We start from the raw sequence: 19,030 nt of genomic DNA on the forward strand, positions 1-19,030 counted from the left end.
AATTACATATGAGCCGCCAGCAATTTTTAGATCGTCCTGATAGGGGGTATTGTCGTCCTGAGCGAAGCGAAGGATCTCCTTGTTGGAGTACTGCTATTATTTCACTGAAGAAAGTGATTGACGAACACCATAGCCATCTGAATCAAAATAGTAATTGCAAGTGACCCGATAGCGATAAACGTTAATATCATTCCTCTAATCCGCCATTTAGGGTAAGAAACAAGGTTGCTAGCAGTTTGATACTCTTCATCTTTAAGTAAACTATATGCATGCATGATCCGTCCTATCAAGAAAAGCATGCCCAAAAAATTAATTGTCCATATCGGTAAACCATTAATCTCAGCATGACCGAGTAAAATCAAAAAAATGGCGGCATACTCAACAAAGTTGCCCTGGGCTCTTATGAAGCGCCTCATTTGAAGATTGTTACCATCTCCAATTCCCACACCAAGTTTTCTGCGAGCTTGTATGGTTTTAATCGAGAGTCGAATAAGTATTATTCCAAGTATTGCTGCATATATTGAAGTTACCATGCATCTTCACCAAAAAAGAGTTAAGCATTAAATTTTTTTTATTTAGGATTTAAACGTTACTGTTCCTAGTATATATTCGTTTCATATTACAGAAAGGGATATTTCTCATGCTAAAACGAATTAATTTTTTCATTACCGCTGTTATCGCTGCTATAACACCGCTAAGTTTATCGATTTCTTCATACGCTGAAGATGTACCTAAAACCAATGAATATTGGTGGCCAAAATTATTAGACCTTAGCCCACTTCGTCAACCCAATACCAACTCTAATCCAATGGGACCGCAATTCAATTATGCTGAAGCGTTTAATAGTCTTGATCTCAACGCAGTTATACGTGATCTTGAGAAATTAATGAAGAGTTCGCAGGAGTGGTGGCCTGCTGACTTCGGCAATTACGGTCCTTTTTTTATACGCATGTCATGGCACGCAGCCGGAACTTATCGAATTTTTGATGGCCGAGGTGGAGCTAATGGTGGTTTTCAGCGTTTGTCTCCCCTGAACAGCTGGCCAGACAATGCAAATCTCGATAAGGCAAGACGTTTGCTTTGGCCTATTAAACAAAAGTATGGCAACAAGATCTCATGGGCTGATTTACTCGTTCTTGCTGGAAATGTCGCTATGGACTCCATGGGCTTTAAAACCTTAGGATTTGCCGGTGGCCGCGAAGATGTTTGGGAAGCGATCAATATCAATTGGGGCTCTGAAGGAAAATGGCTTGAGAGTAACCGTAAATCCCCCGATGGAAAACTTAAAAACCCTCTTGCTGCTTCAGTTATGGGGTTGATTTACGTTAATCCAGAAGGCCCTAACGGAGTACCAGATCCGCTTGCAGCAGCTAAAGACATTCGCGAGACATTCGGACGTATGGCGATGAATGATGAAGAAACTGTCGCACTAATCGCAGGAGGGCATGCCTTCGGTAAAGTTCATGGTGCTGCATCGACCAAAAATTTGGGACCGGCACCTGCTGGTGCCGATATCGAACAACAAGGTTTTGGCTGGAAAAACAGTTATGGAACCGGTAAAGGTAAAGACACTATTACCAGTGGTTTAGAAGGATCGTGGACAGTTTCACCCACCAAGTGGAGCCATAATTATCTCGAAAACCTGTTTGCGTTCAATTGGGTTAAAACCAAGAGTCCAGCAGGAGCAATCCAATGGATTCCTGATAATAAGAGCACTTCCTCTATGGTGCCTGATGCATTTGATTCTAGCAGACGACACGCTCCGATCATGCTTACAACAGACCTTGCTCTTAAGTTTGATCCCATTTACAGTAAAATCGCCAAGCGATTCTTGGATAATCCCAAGGAATTTGATGAGGCTTTTGCAAAGGCTTGGTTTAAATTGATTCACCGTGACATGGGCCCACGCTCGCGTTACCTGGGTCCATTAGTTCCGCAAGAAGTCATGATTTGGCAAGACCCTGTTCCAGCAGTCGATTATGTATTAGTTAATCCAGAGGATGTTGGGCTACTCAAGAACAAAATTCTTAACTCAGGGTTAAGTATTCCTGAATTGGTAAGAACTGCCTGGGCTTCAGCCTCTACTTTCCGTGGGACTGACATGCGCGGTGGTGCAAATGGCGCAAGAATTCGACTGGCTCCCCAGAAGGATTGGCCAGTCAATGATCCAAATGAGCTAGCAAAGGTTTTAACAATCCTTGAGAATATCCAAAATGATTTTAATAAGGCTCAAACAGGAGGAAAAAAAATATCGCTTGCCGATTTAATTGTTCTTGGAGGTAATGTTGCAATAGAAGAGGCAGCCAAAAAAGCAGGTCATACTATTCAAGTTCCGTTCATACCCGGACGCACCGACACCACCCAAGCGATGACAGACGTGAGCTCGTTTGCAGTTCTTGAACCTACTGCGGATGGATTTCGTAATTACTTTGATAAAAGTAATCAGAAATCACCGCCAGAAATGCTGGTAGACAAAGCAAGCTTATTGAAATTAAGCGTTCCTGAAATGACAGTGCTAATTGGCGGTATGCGGGTCCTCAATGCAAATAGCGGACAAACTCCTTATGGTGTATTGACTGATAAACCAGGTAGTTTGAATAACGATTTTTTTACTAATCTGCTAGATATGTCCACCGAGTGGAAGAAGTCAGAGACAATAGCAGGGGTCTATGAAGGTTTTGACCGCAAAACAGGTCAATTGAAATGGAGGGCGACTTCAGTAGACCTCATCTTTGGGGCCAATTCGGAGCTAAGGGCGGTTGCCGAGTTTTACGCAACTGATGATGCCAAAGAAAAGTTCGTACACGATTTCGTTAACACGTGGGTTAAGGTAATGAATGCCGATCGCTTTGACATAAAAAATAGAGTAACTACTATAGGCTAGGGATTATGATAAAAGACCTAGGGAACCAGCTTCCAGTTGGTTGCCCATATATGAATAGCAAATACCAAACCTGACCAAAAACATGACGCAGAGCCTGGACCATATTGTTATATGGAAAAGCATGAGAAATCTGTATGAGCATATAAACGCTCGTTAAGCATTTCAAAACACATACGGCCATCATTTTGGGATCATATGTCCGTGGTTTATCCGCGGGAATCCACGGAGAGCTAATGCCAGTAGAATCTCTCCTTCCCCGCGGCAAAAGACGGGATGCGGAGCCTAAATCCTTAAGCTAGCACTTAGGCCAAGATTCAACCGACGTCTCTTTTGCGCTCCCGCGGGCTTAGTAATTAATAACAGCGAAATTGTCCAAAAAGATTAGTCCAACAGCCTGGACGACTGAGAATAGGTCTTGCAAAGGGACCTGGGTGATTGGCTATGCATCCTCCGTAAAGACTCTTATGATATCCCAATCCACAATCTTGTGCTGCATTAGCTTGAGAAGTATATCCTGCTGCTAAACATAATAGACTGACCATCGCAACCATGCGTAATAATCCTAAAATAGAAATGGAATGCGCTCTCATGGTCTCCTCCTTAGTGCTCGCGTGATTAGCATTCAACCTAAGTATAGGTTTTATTTTTTAAAATGCATAAATTTTAGACGGCAAGATTGCCTAATCAAGCCATTTCTTTCTTGATTAAAGAGGGGAATTCTTTCGCAAAAGCGTTGGCGTAAAATCGACTCCCTTCTACTGACAAATGATCGTCATCATAATAGAGAGGGATGCCCTTTTTAAATGCGTAACACCATTGTTTATCGCAAAAATAGTTTAAGGGATCGAAAGTTTCCACTTGTGGAAATTCCTTAAGAATTTCTGTAAAAAGTTGGCGCAATGGGCCTTGTCGTTGATCGACGATTTCTCGGGGGACATTGCAGTTTTTGATGGTATGATTGTGAAGATATAGAGGTCGGCTGTTTAAGCATTCGTTGATTGGACGCAGTAATTCAGGCACATCGTAACTGATAATGACGCGCTTGTGTTTTTTGATTAAACGGTGAAGTGTTTCGCGTAGAGCAGGTCGCCAAAAAGAGAGATCGTCTAAAGGCTGTCTTTTTGATTTATACCATAAACCCCAATCTTGTTTCTCCGGATTATAATCATAACCACTTCGATTATATGCAAACATTCTTAAACTAAAAATAACCGTTTTAACTGACGCAAGTTCCTCATCAGAAAGCGCTTGTTCGGTCATCTTTAGGCAAGAAGAAGGAGTCGGCTTTCTATCAATACCTAATAAAAAAGGACAACCTGGCCCAAGGATAATGCTGATGTGATTTTGAGGGTATTTTTGAAAAAAGCCGGAAAGCAGATGATGGGCATGAGAGTCACCAAGGATAAAAACAGATTTTTTCCCGGGATGCGAAGCAATTCCGAGGCCTAAAGGAATTGCTCTTTTAGCCATTGTTTTGGGTAATGTACCCGCAAACTCAGGAGGGGGGGTGAGGTGAGCAAGGGTAGGTCTTGAGGTAAATCCCTCTTTTTTATAGGTATAAACTCCAAGGCCGATCACGCCAAGCGATAAACCGAGTAAAATGAGGGCATTTAAGCGTTGTTTTTCACCAAAACGAATGGGTTTTTCAATAGAGAGATAACTTAAAAAAGCCAAGAGAAAGCTAATCCCCACGCATAGGATACGAATACTTTTTGACGGCATGCCTTGCTCCATGAGCCGCGCAAAACTAAGTAAAGGCCAATGCCAAAGGTAAAGAGAAAAACTCATCAATCCTATTGCCACCATGAAGCGGTTGGCTAAAAGAGTACGATTTATCCAGCTGTTTGTACCCGCCGCAATCAGTAAGGCGGCCCCTAAAACCGGTAAAAGCGCATTATTCCCCGGAAATGGGTGTTCAGGATTTAATCGATAAACGGCAATAGCAATGCATAATAGTCCTGAAAAGGCCAAGACATTAGCAGTGAGGTAGGCCCATTTAGCAAATTGCTTTAAAAACGAATGAACAGGAGAGGGAAAGCTATAAAAACTAGCGAGCAAGCTTCCCATTAGAAGCTCAAAAAAACGGGTATGGGGGAAATAAAATGCGCCAATCGGATTCTGTTTTACTGCGTGGATGCTTAAAAAGTAAGAAATAAAAAAAAGAAGTACCGTGAAGAAGAGAATATTCAATTTTTTCTTATAAGCAGCCCAGATTAAGAAAGGCCAAATCAAATAGAATTGTTCTTCTATTCCTAAAGACCATAAATGCAAAAGCGGCTTAAGATCGGCAGCCGTATCAAAATAGCCACCTGCTTTCCATAAGGCCAAATTAGACGAAAAAAGCCCTGCGGCAGCCATGTATTTTCCGTAAGCTTTATATTCGTCAGCTAATAAAGCAAACCATCCTAAAATAAAAAAACTGATTAAAACGAGCAGTAGAACTGGAAAAATTCGGTTTATACGCCGAATGTAGAACCGTTTAAATGAAAATTGATTGGATTTTAATTGATTAAATATAATCGTGGTAATGAGATAACCCGAAATAACAAAGAACACATCCACACCGATAAAACCACCAGGTAAGCGCGTGGGGAACGCGTGAAAAAAAACGACGAGCAGAATGGCCAAAGCACGCAAGCCGTCGATATCCGCACGATACTGGCAGTGGGGAAGTTGATTTTTACTAGCAGTGTAGAATGAAATTTGTGGCAATATCCTTTTGTTTTTCAACCTGGTTTTCCTTATTCTTTTTATTAAAAAAACTGTACTGATGATTTTTAGATAAATTTAACTCACTTGGATTATAAAACCTACCTTCCGCATTGAATGGCTTGAAATCTTGTTTCGCCTCTTTTTCATGGTTGATATACGGAGTATCTTCTTTTGAATTATAAAACCTACCTTCCGCATTGAATGGCTTGAAATCTTGTTTCGCCTCTTCTTCATAGTTGATATACGGAGTATCTTCTTTTGGCGAGCTTTCGCTTTTTTGGGTTATTTTACCTGAAGTCAGTCCATTTAAATGATCAGATTGTTTGTCGGTATTCAGTGGGTCCGTTTTTTGGCTTGCTCCAATTGGATGAGCGATAGGCTGAAGATGTTCTTCGGGTGAGCGTTGATCCTCTAAGTCATAGGCTCTATGCTCAGCGCGCAGCGGTTTCTCTCCTTGGTTTATCCCAAGACTATAAGCAATATCCTGAATGTCTCCTTGAAGTTTTTCCACGATTTGAATACTTTCTGTCTTTGATTCAAAGAAATCCCATGGATGAGAGGATGAGCGAAAGAACTTAAATGTGATCAATGCCAAAATAGCACTCACAATATCGACAAGAAGTTGCTTCGCACCTCCTCGATGAGTTGATAGGATTTCTCTGGAAAGGTCAATTGCATCGAGGCAGTTCGTTAAAAATTCCTCAGGATTATCAAGTGTTTTAAGATAGTGCTCAATTTCTTTTCGAAGAGTACGGTAGAGTGTGATTGAAGCACGAGCCACCTCTTCATAGGCTTCATCTTCGGTTGCTTTCACTGCATGTGTACACGCTTTGACTTTTAAAGCATCTAGTGCTGTCAAGACTCTTTTTCTTGGATCATCGGTGCTTAAGGCTTCCTCTTGCATAATTTTCTGTTTGTCTGCAAGGTTTTTTAGCCAATTTTGGCAATCCTCTTCAGACGCATTTTCATGCGTAAGCGCGCGATGCAGATTATTATAATCAGGAATTTTATCCAGAATAACTTGAAGCACATTCCAGCGTACATCCATTTGCAGAAACGAACGGATGAGTTGTTCACTTTGCGCTTTTTTAACTAAAGCAATAAGAAGCTCTTCGGACAACTTGTCAGATGATTTGAGGGTATTAAAGATAAGGTTAAGACCGTCGTCATCAGCGATAGCAATCATTTCCTTTAGTGGTAAAACGTCGATTATCTCTTTACCGAGCTGATAAAGCAGCATCAGTCCTAAATTAGCATTGAGACGATGTTCGCGAATAATACCGATTACCTCTTCGAACGCACGGGACTGGGTGGGATATTTTTGCACGATTTGAATCAGTGGGATTTCCCATTGAGACTCTCCCTGCGCCACCCGGGACAAGCAGTGTTTGATAAGTGCTTTAAACAGTTCATGGCTTTGATGGGTATTTAGTTTTGTTGCGCTAATGAGTGCTTTGGCAACTTCACTGGAGAATTTTGGATGAGCCAGCACATCATTCATTACGCTCATTGTGGCCTTTGGATGAAAAACGACTGCTAAAAGCCTACTCGCGGTAAGATCTCTTTTCCCCAGGATGACAAATAGCATCGCTTCAGTGAGATCTTTTCGCTGCAGCAGCTTGTCAATAGAGGCTGCGCTTTGACATTGTTGAGCCAAGGCAAGCAACACATCAGGCGAAAGCGCATCCATATTGTCTATAAATAAAGCGATATCTTCTTCTTGACCAATGTCTATCATTTTTTCCACGGGTAAAGCGGAAATGACGCTTCGACCAAGAACCCTGAAAACTTGAAATCCAAAGTCGACACTCAAATTTTCTTGTTTAATGATTCGAATGATGGATTCGGGCGCGCCAGCCAAAGAAGAGGGTAATCGGGAAGGTCTATATTGCTTGAAAATACGAAGAAGAACAGTTTGCCATTCAGTGCGTTGCACGGGTAGATTTTGTTTTGCAAAACAAACTCTCACAAGTTTTTTCAACAAATCATGTTGTTGGACAACATTTTCCCTGTCCTCACTGAGGGGATTTGTATCAACAATTTGTTGTGCGATTTGAGGTGAAAAGGCGTTATGTTCAAAGGCTCTTGCCTTTAAAGCTGGTGTCGCTCGCGGATGAGAGATAAGTTTCGCAAGAAGATCAGAATTAAGATCAAGATTCATGATCTGAGTTAAAATTTCAGGAGAAAGATCCCGTCTGCTAAGAAGCTTGTCAATTAATTTAGGCGTAGAGCATTTCGGTACGAGCAACATTAATAATTGTTCGCAGAAGGTATGTCTGTTGCGAGATCCTGGAATAAGTTGATTTACAACGATATTGTCTATCAGAGATTCAACGTCCTTTTCTTCAGCAATTTCAATCAGCTTTTCCATGGGCAAAACAGAGATTGCGTTTTGACCGAAAATGCGAAAAATCTGAAGTCCTAAATGAGCATCTAGGCTTTCCGGTTTAATAAGATTAATCACCGATTTTGAAACCCCAGCTACAGAAGGAGGCAGCTGGCTGTATCGCCTAAAAACACGAAGAAGCACGTCTTGCCATTCGTTGTCTTTCCGGGACAAATCTTTTTGAAGACAAAATTCAACAAGATGTTGCAACACTCGATGATGGATTGAAATGATCGCTTGGTCGCTAATAAGATCCAAATTATCGGTAAGTTCTTCAGCGATAAGAGGAGAGAATGATTTGTGATTAAAGGCGGCAGTTGATGCTTGGGTATCGATGTTAGGATGGGATATCAGCTTTAAAAGCAGCGTGGAGCGCAAATCAGGATGATTAGCCAGTACTTGTAATAAAACGCCTTCAGTGAGATCACCTCGATCGAGAAGCCCTTGAATCAATACTGGTGTAGTGCATTTTGCAGCAAGCAACGGCAATAATCGTTCACTCAGACCCCGGGTTTTTTCATAATCCACAAGGGAAGCTAAATCTTCTGGTTCTGCGTGATGAATTATTTTTTCCATGGGTAAAAGAGATAAAACATCCCTACCAAACCAACGAAGCGTTTTAAGCGCTAATTTCACACTTAATTCCTGTTCAGGAAGAAGGCGCATTATTTCGGATATTCCTTTACTGTGCTGTTGACAATATTTCAGTAATTCGCCCAGGAAGCTTTCCCATTCGGCCGGTTTTTGGCGATAAAAATCAAATGCCTTGTATATTAATTTATCCAGTACTTGAGACGCTTGAAAATTGCGTCTAGGTTGACGCTCAATCCAAGCCAATATTTGTTGAGCCATATCGCAAGAGAATATACTTCGATCACACGCGTCTTTCATGACGGTATAGGTCGCTTTTCTATGCGATACCGCTTCTAAAAGAATGTTTGGATTGTGTGTACGTCTAGCAATCGTGCTTAATACCAATAAATCAATGTCCACCTGACCAGTTAACATTTGCAGTAAAGCGTCATCCCCAAGTAACTCTTTTTCAATTAATTTAGCCAGAAATTCTGCTGAGCATTGAGGGTGGCGCCACAACGCGTCATGAATGCGTTTACCTGCTGCGGGGTGCTGATAGATGCGTTCAAGCATTTCTGGGGTTTTTGCTTTGGCAAGAAAGGCTAATAGCCGATCTTCATCTAAGTCTTTTCGGTCAAGCAAAGTAAGCATGACCCGATCGCTAATGTTGGTTTTTTTCAGGAAGTTATCGATCAGATCAAGTTTAGCAAACGGTTCTCCTGTTCCAGTGCACAAACCGGCTAATTCCAATAATCCCAGCTCAGAAAAATCGTGGGATGAATCGAGTAATTTTCTAACAATAAAGTCATTATGGCTTGGAAAGCCAGGATAGCGGGAAAGATGGGAAGGGAAAAATTCACTGGAAAGGGCTAACTTTTGTAATACCTTATTGAGGTATTGGTCAATCAGTTCTTCCTCATTACATCGTTGCAGGAGTAACGCCAGCGCCTGTTCAGAAAAGTCTTGGTTTAAACTGAGTAAGTGCTTAACCACTTCGCTACCACAAAACGGATTACGGATGAAGACAAGAAAGAATGCATCGCTCAGATTTTCTGTCTTTAAAAGCTCAAGTAAAACCTCCCTTGACCCCGCATTTCTTGCAAGGGTTGTAAAGTAAGTAAGCAGGGATTTTCCTTTTAAAGCCGGGTGATTGGCAAGGAGTTGGAGTGTTCTTACTGCGGCTAATTGGTGTCGTTTCGTCTCTTCTTGATTAATGGGTCTCTGAGTTAACGTAATGTCATGATTCTGGCAAAAATGTTCAAGTGACAAACCTAAACATTTTTCAAGGCATCTTCCCTTCTCCTCATCAAGACGATTGGCTAAACCGTGCGATAAACTCTGCAGCAATCCCTTTAAGGTGAATAGATGCTTTAAATGGCTGTCGATATAACCAAGGCTTCTTAAGGGCAACCCAAAGGTTTCTTGCATGTGCTCAATAGAAGGCTCTTTGTCTAGCCAATGCTGATTTAAATAAACAAAGGCTTCTGCTACTTTTTTGTATTCCGCAGCTTGTGCGGGAATAGTTTTAGGATATAAATTTTTCCAATCGAAATTTGTCAAATTATCAAAAGGATGCTCAGTAATATAAATAAACCCCTCGGTATTGGATTGGGCTAATGCCGCTTTTAATGGAGGGAGCTCTACTTCACTGCCTGGCCGGTACACCTGGAGCTTGTTCTCAAAGAATGTTATTTTTTCCATCGGCTGTTCTTTTAGCCAATGCAAAGGGGCGTCCTGGTTCAATAGTGACTGAAATTCGCCGTTAAAAAAGCGGATTTGTTCACGTAAGCTGAGGTATTGTTGATCAAGCAGCATGCCTTCGGGACGAGTTCCTACCACCACTGTGTCTTGCGTGGTCGATACCCAATCGCTCGATGAATGCCCTATGGCCTTTTCAAGGCTTTCCAGCTCTTGAGGTGTCACGAGGGTGGCATGTAAAACCCCGTGTTCATAGTGATACCAGATAAGAAGCACTGGTTTGAGAAAGACATTTAAGTGTTCGTTTTGGTTGGTGTAGTTATAAATGTAATTTCTGCTGGCTCTTAAGGCAGTGGAGAACAGGGGGGTGTCGGCGATTGCACATACCTCATTAAGGCTTTTAGTCTCGCTGTTAATCACACGGGAAAACCCCTGATAACAAAGATTTATCCAATTCCTTTGTGGCATTTCTTGCAAACGAGGGTTATAACACGCATTCAACTGTACGCGCTCGACGCGGATATCTTTATGAACTTGAACTTGAACTTCTTTACTGTGGCTTGCACTGGAACCTTTGTATTTTTTTGGACACCAAGGTAGAACTTTGTTAATGATGGCTTCTAACTCGAGTTCAATTGCCTTAATTTTTTCCGCAGGCAAAGGGATGTTTGCCGATTTATAGCATTCCGTTAAAAGGGCTAATAAGTCCGCTTTCGAGGATTCAAGCATCGCGGCCACCTCTTTTTCTTCCGTGACCGCACCATAGAGGGCAAAATAATCGCGTTTGGCTATTTCTTCAAAAAAGCATCTGAACTTTTTGGCAAGCACTGATTTTTGCTCTGCCTCTTCAGAAGGTAAATCTTGCACTAAAGTCAAACTGTTGCGTCGCATGTAATTCACTAATTGGCTCGTACCGGACGCAAGCACATCGGCTAACAGCATTATTTTTTCATTCAGTACAAGGCGCTGGGTGAGTCCTTGACGACTAATGCCGTCTAGACGTTGAGGGACAATCAACTCAAGCGAGTGGCCTTTACTTAGCCACCGCATACGCATATCGCCTTGAATATACTCTTGAAATAAATTGTTTTCGTCCACTAATGCGATGGCATGTGCTTTCTCATCTTGCTCAAGATCGGTACCGAAAGTACGGAATTGATCATAATAAGAAAGGCGCTCTTGGGGTGTTGAGCCGAGCACTCGGCTGATTTCTTTCTCTTCACTTGTTCCTAATAGAATAGGCTCTTCTGGTTTATTGATATCCAATGCATACAAGACATCCTCTTCATTAAAGTAAAGAATATGCTTGATTGGATTGCTAAAGTGATTAGGGTGTAGACGAGCATACCGAGCCAGCTCTGTGGCCACGAGATAATTGCTTACGCCAGTGAATGTGGCATTAATATCAATGATTGCCCGAGTACGCGCGCGTTCGCTAGAATTGCCTATCGCACTTTCGATAAAAGAACGCACATCTTGGTAGTCCAAGCTCGAAACAGCCGTATTTTTATCTTCCAAGATTTCGAGAATATAGCCATCACTACCGAGTGAAGAGGTGGCATCGTACTTTAGTCGATGGTGGAGCGTCATATGATTGGAAGGGGTTCCTGATAAGCATTGCACGCTTCGATACACATCCACATGATTAAACGAATCACTTGAAATGATTGCCGGATCGAGGTTAATCAGTTTTAAAGACGCTTCTTGAAGTAAAGAAAAAATAAAAAAGCGATTATTCTTATGACGATTGTACAGCTTCTCCATTTGTGACGCGTCAGAGAGGTTAACCTGACTTAACGTCAAGCCGGATGCGCCTTCTAAGAGCGCAAATCCTCGAGCTGTAGGAGTGTCATCGAGGTTCTTTAAATTCGGATTTAAAAATAATTCTTGGCGCGCTTGAATTTGCCAAGAAGTGATCCGCTCTTTAAAAAGGGTTTCACTAATGCCATTGATGAGCATCATCTGAATAGTGCGATTTAGCGCAACAAGCTCATTGCCATCACGGCTGCTTTCATTGGGTGCATTATTGCCACTGTAAGGAATAGAAAGGGTGTATTGCACCGGGGATAAATTTTTAAGTCGGGATGCCCCGTACTTAACGTCCAGTTTATGCCGTAATGTCTCAGGAAGGATGACATTAATTTCTTGTTTAAAAACAGAAAGTGCTTCTTTTTCTTCAGGAGTGGCATGAACCACTGCTTCGCACATCTCTTGATCAAGTAGATAAGCAATGAGCTTTTCCTCAATGCCTTCACCGTGACTAAGAACCGCTTTGGCAACAAATTCTTTTAGAGGACTGTTGGGCTCTTTAATCAGTTTAGTCGCGAGATTGTGTTTAAACGATCCCCAATCGTAATTAGCTGCTAAGTAAGGGGCCTGTTTAATAAATTCAGTATCAATAAAACCAAACAGCGCGATGCCATTTTTAATCAGATCTGGCCCGATGGGTTTCGGCTCGCCGCGGGTGTAGTTTAATTTTTTCTTAATCCATAAACCAAGGTGAGCTTCATCGATGATGCAATCCGCTTGATTGCGAAAAAGCCCAGTGATTTTATCCAGCCAATAAATTTGTTTCTGCCAGGTTTCGTCATGTTGATCGTCCGCAAGCAAGAGCTCAAGGTACTTAAGCTCCAGTGACTGCATTGATTCACCCGTAGTCACTAAATAACAACGTGTTGTCATGATTTCGGTGAAATGCTGATACAGTTGCTCTAAACGCTCTGGCGAGCAGTTGCTGTCGCGATTGAATTCAAATCGATGCGCACGTTTACCATACAATCGTTGAGAAAGCCGATTTAAATCGACATGGTTTGTGGGTAATGACGCGGATGGAACTTCAACGACGACAAGGTTATTTCCAGTGGCTTTCTTTTCGGCGAGGACAGGAATGATGACTTTCGATTTCCCACCGCCCGGAATGATTTTTTCGATGCACTCATTGGTGCCGCCGTCAGGGAGTGGTGTTAGTAAGCGTTTAAATGCACTCACTTGTCGTTTACGCAGTAAGATATTTTCGGCGTATTGGATAATAACTGTCGCTGTTTCATCCAATCCTGGAATTTCCTCTCTTGCTAACAGTTCGAATGCCTCAAGAGCGGTATCGATGCTCTTAGTCTGGAGGGCTTTGTCTAATTTACTGATCACCTTTTGAGTGAGCTGGTTTTGGATACTCACAAACAGGGCTTTGTGAATCAGGTTATGCAGTTGTTGCGCTTTTTCAGGACTAAGCCCAGTTTTTTCAATACTGTAGGCAGTATCGGCATTGCAATAGAGGGATAAAAGGTCTGCTTTACCCAGCTTAGCTTGGCTTTTTGCCCGCTTTTTAATTTTCCACGATTTTGCTTTTTCTGGGGATTCCGGGCCTTGATTAGCAAAATTGAGTGCCTCATCCCAGGCTTTTTGCTCTTGATCAGCAAGCGTGGGTGCCATTTTACGTGTTGAATCAAGGACTGATTGGGTGAAGTGAGGATCGTCAAGAAAAACTTGAGCAAGTGCTTTTTGCTTTTTCTCTTGTGCAAAAAGCATTTTGCCTGCTTCGACTTCAACGGCAAAGCGCTGTTCTAAATCAGGAGTTAACGTTTTTCCTAATGCTTCAATTGCCTCATCCGTTTTCTTTTCCAGGGCACGGTAATCGCTCACTAATCGTGCTAATACCTCGCCTTCCTTACTCTTGCTCAACACTTGCTTAAGGTTTGTTTGCACCAGCAACGCTGGATTAAGTTTTTCGGTTGCGATTAAAGGTGTAGGTATAGGGCGTTCTTTGGCTAAAATGTCTTCGGGTGTGGCCAAAATTTCTTTATAAACGTCTTTGGCTTGATAAATTTGCAAGGGTGGTACAGTGCAAGATCTAATCGTATTAACCAAATCACTCAATTTAACTTCTTTTTCTGTCACTACATGCCGATTATTTAATACGCGATACAGCACGTTACATAAAAAAGGAATATCTGATTCTTGTTTATCTAAAGGAATATGGTGAGCTGCAAGTAACGTTTTTGTACAGAAGTCGCTTAATTGTTTACGATGAACATGTTCAGCAGTGTGAGCAATTTGAAAATAGGTAGGAAAATAAGTAATGAACTCGTCTTCTGTAATGCCTGATGTAAGAACCTCCATCGCTTCTTGTTCCGCGCGGGAATCAAACTGTTTTTTATTGGAAAGACTATTGATCCAATTTTCTGCTTTGGCTTTATTATGAGCTTTCATTTCAATGCTGGCTGGAAAATTTAAATCAATAGGGACCAGCTCAAGCGCTGTGGATCGAGCAAGAGCAGGTTGCATTTTTTTAAAATAATGCTCAATAAAGGCTAATCTTTTCTTATCAGTAGTTGAGATATTTCCTGATTCACTGCGAGCTTGTAGTGCCTGACGTTCCCTTTGGAGAAATTCAAGGTTTAAACTCATCCACTCATAACCCAGCGCTCCCTTAGGTGCGCTGCTTTTGGGTTGAGAATGCTGGTAGTAATCCAATAAGCGTTTACGCTCCATGACAGAAAGTTGATAGTCATGCGCAAGATGGCGTCTCATCGCTTGCATGCGTTGGAAAGAGAGATAAATGGTTGATGGCAGAGAGTTAAGAAATTGTGTTAATTGCTGATGCTCTAATTGTTGGTAATGTGCATTTGCGGTCTCTGAAGAAGGGGGCGGGGCGAGATTAAAGGTGCGATCTTGCAAGAGGTAGTCACTCAAAAGACTCATTGCCTTAAGTTGGCAAGCAGTATAAGGAGGGGTACTCCGGGTCGCTTCCTTTTTCCCATTCGGTAAAATATGAGGCAAATCTTTGCAAATCCAGCGAATGAATTGTAATTCGGCGGGATCCCCCGTTAATCCACCTAAGCGAGTATTGCAATCTTCAAGTACTTTCCAGGCTTTCTGAGTTTGGTTTGTCGCAAGGTAGGTATAGGCTAAATAAAGAGCATCGGCAACCGAATCCGCGATGGGTTCGCCATCTTCTAGACGAAAACTGATTGCTCTTTCACTGTTTTCATAATTCCATAAGGGAACACGTGCTGGGGGATGATAAGCCCAATCTTGCCGGAGGCATTCATCTGCTATTGTGCCATTGGTATCATGAATGACAGGGTAAAAATCACTCTGTGTCGCGCCGTTTTTCGTGGCATAAAAACGTGCCACAGGAACGAGATAGCGTGTTTGCCTGTCATTTTGCAATACCAATCCAGCCACCGAAGGATGAATAGGAGACTGGTAATCGACCACTTTTTCTCCTGTTTTAAGATAAACAAGAGCTGGTTCGGCAGCAGAGGTGTCAATGTTAAATTCAAGGTCATACCGAGGAAGCTTAATCACGGTATCAGCAGGGCTTGAATGAGTAACGATAAAATGATTACTCTCAAACCGATTTAGCAGTGAACGCCATTGGGAGGGTAACGTTTGTAATCCGTAAGTCGTTTCCTTTCCCTCTTTATCAAGCGCAATAAATTGGCCCGTTTTCGCTTTGTAGACATAAGTAGGAACGTTATTGTGAACCAATAAGCCGTCACCTGAATTGATATCGTGCCAGTAATCCATCGTGTCATCAGTTAATACTTTTGGCAAAGAGACGCTAAGTGGAATGCTCTTTTTATTGGCATATCGCGCAAGATGATCAGCGGTCAGTGGGCGTAATTCATAAGTTCTAATTTGATCTTGAATACGCCAATTTCGCTGAACGATTAAATCGTTATTGTTATAAAATAAATGGACTTCATCTTCTTTTTTCTCACTGGGCAAGTATAAATAGTGTTCATCAGCTGTGCTTAAACATTCATAAGCGTTTTGCAAACCCAGGTGTTTAATAAGGGGATGCCTTTGGAGAGTGAAGGGTATGCCGCTACGCGCTAATTTCTTTTCAAAGAGTTTGCCTAAATGAACGTTTAGTTCTACGGTTTGGCCTTTGTTGTTTTCCAAACGATAGAGAGGAAATTTTCCACCCATTAAGCTGAGATCTTTCGTGTAAGGGTATTTCGTAAAGCTATCCCTGATGGCTTGCGTAATGATTTTTTCCGGTTGTTCTTTCGCTAACGTTTGAAATCGCGCAATGGCACGATCCACTTCGACCTGGTGGGTTAAGTCTTCAAGAATCTGGGGATTAGCGTGGCTTTTAATGTAAAAATAAGCATCGAAAGCCAAGGCAAAGAGCTCATGAGGATTCTCTCCCAGTTCAACACGCGTCATGAGTGTTAAGAATAAATATTGCTGTTGGACATAAGTGATATCGGGATGATTCGGATGAGCAAGTTGTTTTAGGAGTTGCTCTTGAAGCACCTGTAGACGAGGCAATCCCGTTCTTTTGTCGGTTAAAGCAATGTAACGACTCACAAGGTAGTCTAAACGTAAAAACAGCAACGATTCCCGTGAATATTGTCCCTCTTTATTAAAAAAGCGAAATCCGGTTGTTAAAAAAGCATCAAATTGAGGCAAAAAAGAAGGGCTTTCCTGAGTTTTTTCTAAAATTCCAGGCTGAAAAAGGTTTGCTTCGACGTAACGTTGATCCGATTCATTGGCGAGCTTGTCGATGTGACGGATAAAATAATCCAGCGTTAGCGGAATTTGAAGGGAAGGAACACTGCGCAGATGGAAATAGTCGCGGGCAGTGATATCTGTTGGTGTAACTGGGGGCGCTGAAGCGGTGTCTTTTAACGACTTTGTAGGAGTTAATTGAATGTTATTTGCTGTTTTTGCTTTTAGTGCTTTGCGATAGCTCGAGAATTGAGACACATCGGCATCTAAAGCTTGTTGAGCAATAGAGTCTTTCAAGACGTATTTATTTTTAGAAAGTTCGGTCGATAATTCTTGCCAATAAACGAATGTCGGATAAAGGGGTGTGGAGACACGAAAATCGTCTTGCACAATGCCTAATTCGATCCTCGGAGTCTTTAAAAGCCGATTTTCAAAAAAAGGATTAATGGCTTCTCTTAATTTCGATTCGTAATCAAGATGTTCTTCAATTTTTTTAATAACAGGATTAAATCGAGGCTCCAGTCGCTCAATATAGCTTCGATGTTGTGAAATCATAAAAAGCGCTTCCATTCCCTTGGAACGGATCTCTTTGTGGAGCTGAGAAATGTTAAAGCCGTACTTACTGTTGTACTGGAGTTTGAGTTCGGCAGTTAATTCGGGTTCTGTGGCTAATAATTTATTAAGGTATAAATAAAAATCAGCGTGATACTGATGCGAGGCATTGCGAAATCGATTGCGCAATGCTTCAAAGCGTTTATCAAGAAGGGGGTTATTGGTAGCCCAGTACGGGTTTCGGTGATTATTGCCAATAACAGTCTGCATCATGACTGAAGTAAATGGGCTAAATGAAGGAAGATTTTGTGCTTTAGCAAGCGCCGATTTCACATCGACTTGTAATGCGATAATCGATAAGGCAAGCTGATTAAGTCCGGGTATTTGAGCTTTAAGCCAATCGCTTTGCAACTTCCATAATGCATTTTGAATTTTATCCAGTTGCTGTTCAAATTTGGCATAATCCTCTATCGTTCTCAACTCGCTGTAGAAAGGAGAGGTTAACCCATCTTGCTCGTTTACAGGCAACTCTAAAATCAGCTTTTCTAAGTAATTGTACCGAAGCGCAGGGCTTTTTATCTTTTCAATGTCGCTAACGACTTGTGTTAGATTATCAATAAGATTTCGTCCCGAATTTAAATCGATTTTTAGAGTGGATTCCATCTGATAAGTGAGTGAATCAAAATGGGGTCTAGCGAAGAGTTGTGACGGATCGACTAATGTCAGTCGTGGGGGAGAGTCTATCGCCACGGGAACGGTCTGTGCTGAGGTTAGTACTGCTGCATTAATTTTTCTTTGAACTTCTTTTATTTCTTGATAATACTTGTCTTTTTCTATTTCCGGGAAAAGACCAGCCACATCGAGGATCTTTAAATTGTTTTCGATGGCTAAGTTAATTTGCTCCCGAACTGCAGGCGTAAATGGCTGTTCTCCTTTCAAACAAGCACCAGCATACTCAAGCAGGGCAAAGTGTTTGAATTTAAAGATAAAGCGTTCATAGAATTCTTCGGAAGGGGAAAGAATTTTAAGGAGTTGATGGAGGCAGCGTTCACTGCATGTCCCTGATAATTGCCCCGCGGTGTACCCATACAAAGGAATCGGACGCTCAACTTCTTTACCGCCAATATAACTGATCTTCGCAAGTATCTTTTTGTAAAGAATTTCCTCCGTCACGGCTCTTTTTTGCTTTGCTACAGGCAATTTTGCTTGCAGAAGTTCGCCCACAAACAGAGCGAGTTCACTTTTTTCTTTCGGCGAGTTCGGTACGGGAAAATGCCAAGCTTTTAGAGGATTATAAAGCTCTTTTTCCCGACTTGATTTTTTATGATGATGTTTAATCCCGGCGCCAGCGTTGACGGCTGTGAATAGATATCCGTCTTCGGTGCGAGTGAATTCATAAATCATTGAGTGGCCACCTTCCTCATCTACCCAACCACCTGGAAGATGTAGTTTTTGGCCTACGTCTAAACTGGTAATATCAGCGGCAACTTGCTTTCCCAGTGTGTCGATTAATAGGTCAACAGAGCCTGCTGTCTGGGCGAGTTGATTCTCAATGTTAATGAGATAATCCATCTCATCCAATAAGCGCGCATACTCTGCAGGAAATATTTCTTCTTTGTCACTGAGATGAATCAGGTACTGTTTGAGATAGCCCGCGGTATACTTAAAAAAGATTCCTTGAAGTCCGTAAGTACCGGAGAGATTGGCATCATTCTCAATGTGGGCAAACAAAGAGGCATTAATCTTTATCATTTTTTACTCAGAAA

Annotated in this window: 5 protein-coding genes; 1 reads left to right on the plus strand and 4 read right to left on the minus strand. The window is 41.8% G+C overall.

The window, feature by feature from the left end; genetic code table 11:
• Positions 1-101: 101 nt before the first annotated feature.
• Positions 102-533, minus strand: a complete 432-nt coding sequence (locus tag B5D33_RS03590; protein ID WP_058453206.1) for an MAPEG family protein — start codon at positions 531-533, stop codon at positions 102-104.
• A 107-nt stretch (positions 534-640) separates the two neighbouring features.
• Between B5D33_RS03590 and katG the strand changes: the two genes are divergently transcribed.
• Positions 641-2,884 carry a catalase/peroxidase HPI gene (katG, locus tag B5D33_RS03595; protein ID WP_058453205.1) on the plus strand — a complete coding sequence of 748 codons (2,244 nt, stop codon included), beginning with the start codon at positions 641-643 and terminating at the stop codon, positions 2,882-2,884.
• A 353-nt stretch (positions 2,885-3,237) separates the two neighbouring features.
• Here the strand turns inward: katG and B5D33_RS03600 are convergent, their stop codons facing one another.
• From B5D33_RS03600 to B5D33_RS03610, 3 genes are all read right to left on the minus strand, one after another.
• Positions 3,238-3,474, minus strand: a complete 237-nt coding sequence (locus tag B5D33_RS03600) for a GCG_CRPN prefix-to-repeats domain-containing protein (protein WP_058453204.1) — start codon at positions 3,472-3,474, stop codon at positions 3,238-3,240.
• Positions 3,475-3,568: 94 nt separating this feature from the next.
• Positions 3,569-5,614, minus strand: coding sequence for an acyltransferase family protein (locus B5D33_RS03605; protein ID WP_058453203.1), 2,046 nt, complete (start codon positions 5,612-5,614; stop codon positions 3,569-3,571).
• Positions 5,568-19,016, minus strand: coding sequence for a DUF3638 domain-containing protein (locus B5D33_RS03610; RefSeq protein WP_058453202.1), 13,449 nt, complete (start codon positions 19,014-19,016; stop codon positions 5,568-5,570). Before B5D33_RS03610 ends, B5D33_RS03605 begins: the two co-directional genes overlap by 47 nt.
• Positions 19,017-19,030: the final 14 nt, after the last annotated feature.

This window comes from Legionella maceachernii (assembly GCF_900167045.1).
GTDB lineage: Bacteria > Pseudomonadota > Gammaproteobacteria > Legionellales > Legionellaceae > Tatlockia > Tatlockia maceachernii.

Coding starts and splice junctions, on each gene's coding strand:
- B5D33_RS03600 (WP_058453204.1), bottom strand. CDS start 3,474: ATGAGAGCGCATTCCATTTCTATTTTAGGATTATTACGCATGGTTGCG.
- B5D33_RS03610 (WP_058453202.1), bottom strand. CDS start 19,016: ATGATAAAGATTAATGCCTCTTTGTTTGCCCACATTGAGAATGATGCC.
- katG (WP_058453205.1), top strand. CDS start 641: ATGCTAAAACGAATTAATTTTTTCATTACCGCTGTTATCGCTGCTATA.
- B5D33_RS03590 (WP_058453206.1), bottom strand. CDS start 533: ATGGTAACTTCAATATATGCAGCAATACTTGGAATAATACTTATTCGA.